This is a genomic window from Herbaspirillum sp. Her4, assembly GCF_057961335.1.
On the sequence record NZ_CM176330.1, the window covers coordinates 4,086,200 to 4,098,320 of the forward strand.

A 12,121-nucleotide genomic window follows, 5' to 3' on the forward strand; every position below is an offset into this window, starting at 1 on the left:
TCGGACGGCGGAACATTTCCATGTAGGAAAAGAGGAAGTCATGCGTGACGACGCACACAAGCGCAGCGCCATCCGTGAAACTCAGAGCCCCCGAACAATCGGTTGTTCGGGGGCTCTTCACGCTACGGCTCAATTCACACGCAACGCCAGCAATTCCACCGGCAGGCTGCCCAGAATGTCAGCCACCACAATGCTGCCGCCCCGTTCGCCATCAGGCATGGCGCACTCCTCCAGCTCACCCTGGCCACTGGTGAGCACGCTGCGCCAACGGCGCATGCCGCCGCCAGCATGCGACAGGACCTGCGGAATGGCGATGCGCGTATCGCCCCACGACTCGGCGGAGACCAGCGGCAAGGCCTCTTCGCGGCGTCCCTCGAAGGACAGCAGATGACCGGCCAGGCGCGTGCAGATCACCAATGTTGCCTCAAGCGCGTGCTCGCCCCCTTCCTGCACCGGCAATAGCCGGGCAAAGGCAATCACGTGCCGCGCCAGCTTGCCGTGGGTAGTCAACGGAACATAAGCACCCTGCGCAAACAGGAGCGCATGATCGCGCCGGTACTGCAGCACAGCGTGAATCAATTGCTGCTTGGCGCTGCCGCTCTGCCAGTCGCGCAGCGACACCGGCCGGCTGACGGCGTCGGCCAGACGCCGTTCACGCAAGGCGAAATCCACCGGACGACGATTGTCGGGATCGACCATGCTCAAATCCCAAAGCTCGCTGCCCTGGTAGAAATCCGGTACGCCCGGCGAGGTCAGCTTGAGCATCGTCTGCGACAGGCTGTTGACCGTGCCCAACGGTGCCAGCCGGCGCACGAAATCTTCCAGCTCGGTGAGGAAAGGATGATGGCGCGGATCGAGTCCCGGATCACACAGCAGCGCGCGCGTAAAGCGCTCGCAGGCCGCCTCGTAGTCAGTCTGCGGCACCACCCAGTCGCTGCGGCGCTTGGCTTCGCGCAAGGCCTTGCGTTGCCAGGCGATCACGCGCTCGGCCAGTTCGCCCAGTGCACTGAGGTCATCGTCACCGGCACGCATGCCGTCGGGCCAGGCACCGACCAATGTCTGGTACAGCATGCATTCATCGACTGCATCGATGCCGCCCTGCTGGCCCGCCGTCGCCGCCACGATGGGCGCGTTCAATTGGTGCCAGTGACGCAGCACCGTGGACCATTCCTCGGCAATTTCGGAGAGCGCGGCCAGCCGCATGCGGGCATCCTCCCCGCGCTTGTGATCGTGGGTGCCGGTGGCCAGCAGGCTGCCCGGCGTCTGCTCGGCGCGTCTGGCCGCGAGCCGGTGGAAGTGCGACACCGACAGTGACAGATGGGCCGGCTCGGCACCGACTTCATTGCGCGAGAGCAGTCGGCCAAAGCGATAGAAGGCCGTGTCCTCCATCGACTTGGCCGTCAGCGGTGGCGTCAGTTGCTGGAATCGCGCCATGGCACGCAGCTGCAGGGCGCGGCGATGCGCATCGCGGCTATCCAGCAACAGGTCCCCGCCCAGCCAGCCTTCCACCACATGCAGCGTGGCATGGTCGGCCGCATGCAGCGTGGACTCGGCCTTCTGCACGGTAGCGGCCAGCAGCTCGCGCTCCCCGGCCGGCATGCCCTGCTCGTTGGCGTAGGTACGGTAGACCGGGAAATGCACCAGCAGCTCGGCCACTGCACGGCGGATGGACATGAGCGTCAGGTCGCGCGTCTGCGTGGCGCTGCGCGCCAGCTGGTGCAGGCACAGCGTCAGGGCATTGAATTCCGCAGCAAAATTGCGCACCAGGAAGCTGCGCCGCGCCTCCTGCACGATGGTAGGGAAATGGCACAACTCGCCCGGACCGTGGCTCTGCAGCTGATCGGCCGTCACCGGCAATTCGCCGACGATGTCGCGCCAGAGTTCGTCCAGCACAGGCTCGCCTTCGCCATCGTGCAGCACCGCTGCGCATTGGTCCATGAACTCGTAACCGGTGGTGCCGTCGAGTTGCCAACCGGGTGGCAGGCTTTCGTCGCCGGCCAGAATCTTCTCGGCGATCAGATAGGGTTCGTGACCGGCGCGCAGCGATCGCAGGCGCTCACGCAGACGCAGGCAATAGGTAGCAGGATCGGTCAGGCCATCGATATGGTCCAGCCGCAAGCCATCGATGATGCCCTCGGCATAAAGCCGGAAGATCTCTGCATGCATGGCCTCGAAGACGTCTTCGCGCTCCACGCGCATGCCCACCAGTTCGCTCACTTCGAAGAAGCGCCGCCAGTTGATCTCATCGGCGGCATTGCGCCAGTACGCCAGACGATAGTGCTGACGCTCCAGCAATTGATGCATGGCACTGAGGCCATGCGGCTGGCTGGCCGAGAACGCAGCGAGCGCGGCATCGATGTCGGCCAACGCCTCGGAATCGGCGGCCAGGGCGCGCAATTGCGCGCGGGCGGAATCGGCGCGGCCATCCTTGCCCTCCTGCGCGGGATCGATGGCGGCAAAGGCAGCGATCACATCCTTGAGTCGCGCACTGCCTGCCGTCTCCAGTACGGCGGCGTAATCCGTGGGCGTCAGCGGGAACACATTGTCGTGATGCGCAATCTGCAGCTCGCCGTGGTCGGCGTCAAAGCGCAACACCAGCTCGCCCGCCTCCAGCGCTTCCGCGTAGGGTTGTCCCAGGAAAGGCAGCAGGACCTTGCCGCTCAGGGCCGGATCGGGGCTGTCCCAATGGATGTCGAACCATTCGGCGTGGCGGCTGTGGCGGCCCCAGCGCAGCACGTCCTGCCACCACGCATTGTGATGGCCCACGGCCATGTGGTTGGGCACGATGTCGACCACGATGCCCATGCCCTGTGCGTGCAAGCGCTGGTGCAACTGGCGCAGTCCGGCTTCGCCCCCCAGTTCGGGATTGATGCGGGTGGCATCCACCACATCATAGCCATGGGTGGAACCCGGGCGCGCCACCAGGATGGGTGAAAGATAGAAGTGGCTGATGCCCAGGCGGTGGTAGTAGTCCACCGTCGCGGCCGCCTGCTCGAAACGGAAATCACGGTGCAGCTGCAGCCGCGCGGTGGCGCGCGGGATGCTGCTGTGCGCCGCAGGGTCTGGCGATACGGAAGGGGCTGGCATCAAATCTCCTTGGCGGTGCCGCCGCGCACGCGGCGCAGGCGCTCCAGCCTGGCCTTGGCGGCGTAGGCGGAAAACAGTTGCGGCGTGTCTTCCGGCAAGCGGCGACGCCAGTTGGGGTGGGGCTCGGTCATGCCGGGCAGATTGGGTTGCTGAGTCAGGCCGAGGATGTCTTCCACCGGCACCACGGCCAGCGAGGCAGGCGTGGCGGCGACGTAATCCAGTGCGGCATCGACCACCATGGCACAGTCGTCCAGCGCAACGGGCAAGGCGGACTCTTCGTCGCCTTCATTGAGGGCCGGCGCAGCTTCGGGCAGCGGGCCGCTCGCGCAGCCCTGCTGCACCAGTCCTTGCCAGAGCTGGCTGCGCTCTTCGCGGCGCTGCTCACGGGCGGCCGGCAAGCCGTCCTCCAGTTGGCCGAGACGCTCGCGCCAGGCCAGGTCGGCACCGGACCACCAACCGGCCACCGTCGGCAGGTCGTGGGTGGTCGTCACGGCAATGGCCTGACGCGACCAGTCCGAGGGCGGCAGGAAACCCGTCTTCTCACGCTGGAACCAGAGCACGCGAATACCGGAGACACCCGCCTCATCCAGCACGGTATCGAAGCCGGGCGGCACGGTGCCCAGGTCCTCGCCGATGACGATGGTCCGATAGCGCCAGGACTCCAACGCAATCAGGCGCAGCATGTCCTGCTGGGGGAAGGATACATAGGCCCCGGCATCGGCCTCTCTCCCCTGCGGCACCAACCACAGGCGGTTCAAGCCGAGCACGTGGTCGATGCGGACCCCGCCGCCCTGCGCGAAGGTCGCGCGCAGCATGGACAGGTAAGCACGATAGCCGGTGCGGCGCAGGGCCAGTGGCGAAAACGCGCCCAGCCCCCAGTTCTGGCCCTGCGGGGCCAGGCGATCCGGTGGCGCGCCGACGGTCAGGCCGGCGGCGATCTCGTCCTGATGGCTCCAGGCCTGGCTGCCGCCATTGTCGGCACCGACGGCCAGATCGGCGATGAGACCGATGGCCATGCCCGCCACCCGAGCGCTGTGCTGGGCCTCTGCCAGCTGGCGTGCCGCCTGCCATTGCAGGAACAGGTGAAAGTCGATCTCGCCCGCATGCTCGGCCGCAAAGGCTTGCATCTCGGGCGTATCGGGATGGCGGCCAGCCTCGCCCCATTGACGCCAGTCGCAGCAACCGGCGACACCCTGGCTGCTCAGGTGGTGGCTGTAGGCTTCGAACAAGGCGTGTGCGCGCAGTGCGGCACCGCCTTCGAGCTGGAAGGCGGCGAAGGCCGCCTGCTGCGTGGCATCGCCGGCATGTTCGGTGCGGAACAGCGCATGAAGCCGGCGCAGCAGCGTCATGCGATGCGCACCGGCGCGCGCCCAGTCGATCAGGTTGGATTGTTGCAGGCGTTCATGCGCGGCGATCATTTCCGAGCCGCCCTCGGCCAGCACCTGGGCCTGGGCATCAGCACCGAGAATGCCGGCCGGATCGATCAGAAACGGATTGAGAAACAGACGGCTGGACGGCGAATACGGGCTGCTGCGGCCGGGATCGGCGGCAAACATGGCATGCACCGGCGACATCGCCAGCGCGGCAGCACCATAGTGCGCGGCCAGCGGTGCCAGCTCGGCCAGCGCGCCGAAGTGGCCGATGCCGCCGTCGCCATAGACCTTGCGCGCTTCCTTGAGGCTGTCGCTGCGCAAGCCATAGACCTGCGCAGCCAGCGCCCAGCCGCGCTCGCGGCCCTGCTCGGCCAGTGCATCGGCAATGGTGTAGCAACGCGGCGGTGCGATGGCCAGCGTCAGGATGTGACCTGCCACCAGCAGGCGGTGATAGCCGGGGACATCGATGGGCGGCAAGGTCGGCGGCGCGTTCAGATCGGAGGAGATCAGCAGGGTCAGGCGGGCACCGTTGTCCAGCTCCACGCGGCAGGACAGTCCATGCAAGCGCGAATGCGCAGGCAGTGCAACCGGCTGATGCTGTACGCCCGTCAACAGCGGAGGCAGGTAGCCTACCGCGTGCTCGCGGTCGAGCTGCGCCAGGCTGTCACGGCAGTCGCTGGCCGTAGCGCAGGGCAGGCCCAGCGCTTCCAGGATGGCCTGCAAAGCCTCATCGGCCACGACCTGCGGCTGGTCGTAAGCGTCGATCCAGTGGACCGCAATGCCGGCACGTTCTGCCAAACGATATAAATCGTTTTCAGACGAGGACGAATTCACAGGGGCAATGAGTTCGGGGGCCGCTGACGCAGCCGGCTGGCGCAGGGCGGCGTTCATGCTGCGCTCCCGGCCTCGGCGGCGGCCGGAGGTTCGCGCAGTGCCAGGATGGCATGGCCCGGGAAGCTGCCGGCGGCCAGCGCCTCCAGTGCGCTGCCACTGTCGAAGAGCACGTCGGCTCCGGCCGGCCGGGCCAGATCGTCCAGGGCTTCCTGCAGCGGCGCTTCGTCGAGATTGACCGTGATGTTGAGGACGCTGCCATTGGCCAGTTGCCAGCGCGCATGCACGGCCTTGGGACCGATGGCGCGCGCCTCCAGCGACTTGGCACCACGCAGGTAAGGCACGATGTGCAGCTTGCGAATGTGCAGCAGTTCGGCGACGCGCCGCAGGCAAGCCGCCGAACCGGGTGCCGGACCGGGCTCCGGAATGGAGGACACGAAGGTGGCAAAACTGTTGGGATCCGGAATCTGCTCCAGCAGCTTGGGATCGGCAAATTGCGGGAAGCGCGCGAACTCGCGTCGGCGCCCTTCCCGCACTGCCTTCACCAGTTCCTCGTCGCGATGGCTGGTGAAATACAGGAAAGGCTGCACCGCGCAGAATTCCTCGCCCATGAACAGCATCGGCACCTGCGGTGCCAGCAGGATCAGGGCCTGTGCGGCGTGCAAGGCCAGCGGATGGGCCAGCACGGTCAGGCGCTCACCGAAGGCGCGATTGCCGATCTGGTCGTGGTTCTGCAGGAAATTGACGAACGCCGTGGGCGGCAGGTCCGCACTGGGCTCGCCACGCGGCTCACCGGAATACGGCGAAACCTCGCCCTGATAGACGAAGCCCTGTTGCAGGCAGCGCGCCAGTTTCTCGGCGGGGGCCTCGGCATAGGCGCTGTAGTAGCCGCTGTCCTCCCCGGTCAGCAGCACGTGCAGGACGTGATGGGCGTCATCATTCCACTGCGCATCGTAGACATGGCTGGAGCGCTCGCGCACCTGGCCGATCTCGGCCACTTCCGCCTCGGCCTCGACGGCAGCGGTATAGCCCAGCAGATGCGCGGCGTTGCCGTCATGCTCCAGCACCAGATGCACATGGCGTTCATTGCCGATCTCGGCACGGACGCGCTGGCCCAGCGCCACCAGCCAATCGGGCTCGCAGATGGCGTGCACGGCATCCAGGCGCAGGCCGTCGAAACGATATTCCTGCAGCCAGTACAGCGCGTTCTGGGTAAAGAAGTCCGCCACTTCCGGCCGGCGGAAATCGATGGTCGCACCCCACAGGGTATTCATGTCATGACGGAAGAAATCCGGCGCATAGCTGTGCAGGTAGTTGCCATCCGGCCCGAAATGGTTGTAGACCACGTCGAGGAAGACCATCATGCCCAGTCCGTGCGCGGTATCGATCAGCGCCTTGAGCTGGTCCGGCGTGCCATAGCTGGCATCGGGCGCGAACGGCAGCACGCCGTCATAGCCCCAGTTGTGGGCCCCGGGGAATTCGGCCACCGGCATCAGTTCGATGGCGGTGATGCCCAGCTCGGCCAGTTCGGCCAGGCGCTGCTGGATGCCGGCAAAGCCGCCCATTGCGCCCGGGTGCAATTCGTACAGCACGGTCTCTTCCCACGGACGGCCCTGCCAGTTAGTGTGCTGCCAGAGGAAGGCTTCCGGATCGACCACCACGCTGGGATCGAAGACATCGCCGGCCTGGCCGCGCGAGGCCGGGTCCGGTGCGCTCACTTCGCCCTGCTCGCGGGTCTGGAACACATAGCGATACAGGGTGCCCGGATCACACTCGGTCTCGAGCACGTACCACGCCGGGGAGGCCGCATCCTCGGCGCTCATGGGCAGGCGGCCACGGCCGGTGATGTCCACCGCGACCGCGTCGGCACCGGGTGCCCAGACGCGGAAGCGCACCTGGCCGGGCGCGGTGACCTGCGCGCCGAACGGCAGCTTCACGGAAAAGCGGGCACTCATGCGCGTTCTCCCCATTCGTTGCGTTTGATCCATTCATTGGCGGCCAGCGGATAGATGGCCGAAGACAGATGCAGGGGCCGGTTGGCAAACACCTGCAGGGTGTGCGCCTGGACCTGCACGGAGGCGCTGCCGTCGACCTTGACCTGGCCGCCCTCGCCTTCCGGCATGCCGGTCGGCTGGGCGCAGTCGAGCAGCAGGAAGTACTCGCCCTCGGTGCGCGGGAAGCTGAATTCGATGGGCTCGTGACCGGCATTGACGAAGATCATCAGCACATCAGGCGGCACTTCCTGCGCCTCGCCCGGCCCGTCCGCGCCCACGTTGGCGGCGTCGTACAAGCGTGAGCTCAGCTGTTTATGGGGCTCCAACCGCTTGCCCGCCAGTTGCAAGGTAATGGCGCGCGCCACCGGGTTGTTCCAGTCTTCGCTGGTGACCGGTTGCGCCGATTCATCGAACCAGGCCACATCCGGCAAGCCATCGGCCACCATCTGGTTGCCATGCAGGAAGTAACTCGCACGCAGGACGTCGAAGTCGCGCCGGATCGCGGTCACGCGGCCGACGAAGGCGGTCAGCGCTGCACCCTCTGGCGAGCGGGCCTGTTCCCAGTTGATCCAGGAAATGTCGTTGTCCTGGCAATAGGCATTGTTGTTGCCGCCCTGGCTGCGATTGAACTCGTCACCGGCCAGCAGCATCGGCGTGCCCTGCGCCAGCAGCGTAGAGGCCAGCATGGAGCGCTGCACACAGGCGCGGGTGGCCTGGATGGCGGGATCATCGGTCTCGCCTTCAGCGCCCCAGTTGTAGCTCGCGTTGTCGTTGTGGCCGTCGTTGTTGTTCTCGCCATTGGCGTCGTTGTGCTTGCCGTTGTAGCTGACCAGATCGCGCAGCGTGAAACCATCGTGCGAGGCGATGAAGTTGACCGTCGCCCAAGGCTTGCGGCGATTGTGCTCGAACAGTTCGGCCGAGCCCATCATGCGCTGGGCAAAGCCGCCGCGCATGGCTTCATCGCCCTTCCAGAACTTGCGCATGTCGTCGCGGAATTTGTCATTCCACTCGCCGAAGCGCGCCGGATGATTGCCGAGCTGGTAGCCGCCGGGGCCGATATCCCAAGGTTCGGAGATCAGCTTGAGCTTGGACAGGACCGGGTCCTGCAACAGCGCATCGAAGAAGCCCGAACCCGGATCGAAGCCATGCGGCTCGCGTCCCAAGGTGGAACCCAGATCGAAACGGAAGCCGTCGATATGGAAGGACTGCGCCCAGTAGCGCAGCGAATCCATCACCATCTGCAATACACGCGGATGCGACAGATTGAGCGTATTACCGCAGCCGGTATCGTTGATGTGATAGCGCTCCTGCCCCGGCAGCAGACGGAAGTAACTGGCGTTGTCGAGGCCACGGAAAGACAGCGTGGGTCCGAGTTCGCTGCCGCAGCTGGTGTGGTTGTACACCACGTCGAGAATCACCTCGATGCCGGCGCTGTGCAGGCGGCGCACGGCCATGCGCAATTCGTTGGGATCGCCCATGGACATGTAGGACGGCTCCGGGGCGAAATACGACAGCGTGCTGTAGCCCCAGTAATTGGAGAGGCCGCGTTCGATCAGGAAGCTGTCCTGCAGGAAGGCGTGCACCGGCATCAGTTCCAGGGTGGTGACACCCAGGCGCAGCAGGTGATCGATGAAGGCCGGATCGGACAAGGCGGCGAAGGTGCCGCGCTCATGCGGCAGCAGATCATCGCGCATCTTGGAAATGCCCTTGACGTGGGCCTCGTAGATCACCGTCTTGTTCCACGGCACCTGCGGCAGGCGATCGTGTTCCCACACGAAGGCATCATCGGTGACCATGGCCTTGGGCATGGCGGCGGCACTGTCGCGACGATCGAAGGACAGGTCGGCACGCGCCGAGTGCAGGCGATAGCCATAGAGCGCATCGGTCCAGCGCACCTGGCCGACCAGGCGCTTGGCGTACGGATCCAGCAGCAGCTTGTTGGGATTGAAGCGATGGCCCTTGGTCGGCTCGTAAGGACCGTGGGCACGGAAACCATAGACCAGGCCGGGCGCGGCACCGGGCAGGTAGCCGTGCCACACTTCATCGGTACATTCGGGCAGCGTGATGCGCTTGAGTTCGCGCTTGCCGGAGGGGTCGAACAGGCAGAGGTCCATGCGAGTGGCATTGGCCGAGAACACCGCAAAATTGACCCCCAGGCCGTCGGAGGTGGCACCGAGGGGGTAAGGCAAGCCTGGCATCAGGCGATCAGGAAAGGCGACGCTCATTATCAGGACTCTCTACGCAGGATCAGGGTGGATAGCGGGGGCAGGTTCAGTTCGATGGAAGTCGGGTGGCCGTGCCAGCCAAATTCCTGCACTTGTACCTGGCCCATGTTGCCGCTGTTGCTGCCGCCATAGACGGCGGCATCGGTATTGAGCACTTCGCGCCAGACGCCATGATGGCCGGGCGCAATCGGTGGCACGCCGATACGGTAATGGGTGCGCGGTACCGGGGTCAGGTTGACCACGATCAGCACTGGCGGACCGTCATCGGCATAGCGGAAATACGCCAGCACGCTGTTGACGCTGTCGTCGCCCACCGCCCAGGAGAAACCGTCGGCGCGGCAGTCGCGCTGGTGCAAGGCGGGCTCGCTGCGATACAGATGGTTCAGGTCGCTGACCAGCTGGCGCAACTGGCGATGGCCGGCAGGATGGTCGCCGTGTTCGTTGAGCAGGTGCCAGTAGGGGGACTTGTCATGGTCGAACTCGTCAGGCTGGCCGAACTCGCTGCCCATGAACAGCAGCTTCTTGCCGGGATGCGTCCACATGAATCCGTAATACGCACGAACGTTGGCGAAGCGGCGCCATTCGTCGCCGGGCATCTTGTTGAGCAGCGCGCGCTTGCCATGGACCACCTCATCGTGCGATATCGGCAAGATGAAGTTTTCCGAGAATCCATATAGCAAACCGAATGTCATGTCGTGATGGTGATAGCGACGGAACAGCGGGTCATGCTGCATGTAGCGCAGGGTGTCGTTCATCCAGCCCATGTTCCACTTGTAGCTGAAACCCAGGCCGTGATGGTCGGCCTCGTTGCTGACCTCGGAGGTCACGCCGGGCCAGGAGGTCGATTCCTCGGCGATCATCAGCACACCGGGGCAGCGCTGCGCCACCACGGTATTGAGTTCACGCAGGAAGGCCACGGCCTCCAGGTTCTCGCGGCCGCCGTGGATGTTGGGCACCCATTCGCCGGACTTGCGGCTGTAGTCGCGATACAGCATCGAGGCCACCGCATCCACACGCAGGCCGTCCACGTGGAAGTGTTCTATCCATTCCAGGGCGCTGGCGATCAGGAAGCCGCGCACTTCATTGCGGCCGAGGTTGAAGATCAGCGTATTCCAGTCCTGATGGAAACCTTCGCGCGGATCAGCGTGCTCATACAGCGCGGTACCGTCGAATTGCGCCAGACCATGCTGGTCGCTGGGGAAATGCGCCGGCACCCAATCCAGCAACACGCCGATACCGGCCTGGTGGCAACGGTCGACGAAGGCCGCAAAGCGCTCCGGTTTGCCGAAGCGGGCACTGGGGGCAAACATGCTGATGGGCTGGTAGCCCCAGGAACCGCCGAAGGGGTGTTCCATCACCGGCATCAGTTCGATATGGGTGAAGCCCATGCCGACCACATAGGGGATCAGCTCATCGGCCAGCTCATCCCAACTGAGGTTGCGGTGCGCCTGTTCGGGGATACGCCGCCACGACGCAGGATGCAGCTCATAGATGGACATCGGTGCCGACAGCGACTGGCGCTGTGCACGCTCGGCCATCCACTGCTGGTCTTGCCACAGGTAAGGACGGGCATCCGCCACGACCGAGGCGGTGGCCGGCGGGGGTTCGGTAGCGCGCGCGACGGGGTCGGCCTTGAGCGGCAGCAAGGTACCATCGCGGCCCAGGATTTCGTACTTGTAGACATCGCCGGGGCCGATGCGCGGGATGAACAGTTCCCACACGCCGGATTCATGGCGCAGGCGCATGACGTGGCGGCGGCCGTCCCACTGGTTGAAGTCGCCGACCACCGAGACACGCTCGGCATTCGGTGCCCACACCGCGAAACGCGTGCCGGGCACGCCGTCGATGTCCATCGGACGTGCGCCCAGACAATCAGCCAGCTGGCGATGCCGGCCTTCGCGCAACAGGTGCAGGTCGAGCTCGCCGAGCAGGAGGCCGAAGGCATAGGGGTCTTCCGTGCTTTGTACGCTGCGGCTGCCGTCCGGGATCAACCAGTCCACTTCAAGCACATAAGGCACTTGATGGCGACGCTGGTCGAGACCGGTGGCCACACCACTGAAGAAACCGCTGGGCTGGCCATGCAGCTCGAACTGCTGCAACTCACCCAGCAGCGCGCCGCTGTGCCGGCATCGCACACGTACCGCGGCGGCCCCGGGATGGAAGGCGCGGATGGCAGAAACGCCACTGGACTGGCTGGCATAGCGCGGGCCGAGCAAGCCGAAGGGCTGGGTCAGGCGACCGGCCAGCAAGGCTTCGAGCAGGCCCTGCTCTTCAAGGGAAAGGGACAAGGCGGTTTGTTCCGGGAATTCAGGGGGATGAGAGGAATGAGAAGAAGACGGCGGCTGCGCCGAAGCGGAACCGGGGGCGGCCGAGCTGGCGTCGGAAGTCTCTTCCTGGGGCGTCGTGGACGCCCTATATGCCGTGACAGACATGCCGGACATGCACACTCCTGTTGTTGTTATCGGGGTTGATCGAAACATCGCAAAACAGCGGAATCAAAACAGCGGAATCAAAAACCGGCGCGCTGAGGGCGGCGCGCCGGCAAACACTCTCCGTGCCCGGTCCATGCGGACCGGGTAAGGATCAAAACAGAATCACAAGGGGCGCAACG

5 protein-coding genes are annotated in these 12,121 nt (G+C 65.3%); all 5 read right to left on the reverse strand.

Annotation, left to right across the window (positions count from 1 at the left end; all coding sequences use genetic code 11):
- Positions 1 to 129 precede the first annotated feature (129 nt).
- From treY to glgB, 5 genes are read right to left on the reverse strand one after another with little or no spacing between them, the layout of a single operon-like run.
- On the reverse strand, positions 130 to 3,087 hold the full coding sequence (gene treY, locus ACWFUC_RS18515) for a malto-oligosyltrehalose synthase (protein WP_489622955.1): 2,958 nt from the start codon (positions 3,085 to 3,087) through the stop codon (positions 130 to 132).
- A complete protein-coding gene (gene malQ / locus ACWFUC_RS18520; protein WP_489622956.1) occupies positions 3,087 to 5,351 on the reverse strand; it encodes a 4-alpha-glucanotransferase in 2,265 nt (754 codons plus the stop codon). The genes treY and malQ overlap by 1 nt, the downstream gene beginning before the upstream one ends.
- Positions 5,348 to 7,246, reverse strand: a complete 1,899-nt coding sequence (gene treZ / locus ACWFUC_RS18525; RefSeq protein ID WP_489622957.1) for a malto-oligosyltrehalose trehalohydrolase — start codon at positions 7,244 to 7,246, stop codon at positions 5,348 to 5,350. The genes malQ and treZ overlap by 4 nt, the downstream gene beginning before the upstream one ends.
- On the reverse strand, positions 7,243 to 9,510 hold the full coding sequence (glgX, locus tag ACWFUC_RS18530; protein ID WP_489622958.1) for a glycogen debranching protein GlgX: 2,268 nt from the start codon (positions 9,508 to 9,510) through the stop codon (positions 7,243 to 7,245). Before glgX ends, treZ begins: the two co-directional genes overlap by 4 nt.
- A gap of 2 nt (positions 9,511 to 9,512) precedes the next feature.
- Entirely contained in the window at positions 9,513 to 11,951 is a 2,439-nt protein-coding gene (gene glgB, locus ACWFUC_RS18535) for a 1,4-alpha-glucan branching protein GlgB (RefSeq protein ID WP_489622959.1), read from the reverse strand.
- Positions 11,952 to 12,121: the final 170 nt, after the last annotated feature.

Bases quoted from the DNA above. Each gene is read 5' to 3' on its own strand.
- malQ (WP_489622956.1), bottom strand. From the start codon at position 5,351: ATGAACGCCGCCCTGCGCCAGCCGGCTGCGTCAGCGGCCCCCGAACTC.
- glgX (WP_489622958.1), bottom strand. From the start codon at position 9,510: ATGAGCGTCGCCTTTCCTGATCGCCTGATGCCAGGCTTGCCTTACCCC.
- glgB (WP_489622959.1), bottom strand. From the start codon at position 11,951: ATGTCCGGCATGTCTGTCACGGCATATAGGGCGTCCACGACGCCCCAG.
- treY (WP_489622955.1), bottom strand. From the start codon at position 3,087: ATGCCAGCCCCTTCCGTATCGCCAGACCCTGCGGCGCACAGCAGCATC.
- treZ (WP_489622957.1), bottom strand. From the start codon at position 7,246: ATGAGTGCCCGCTTTTCCGTGAAGCTGCCGTTCGGCGCGCAGGTCACC.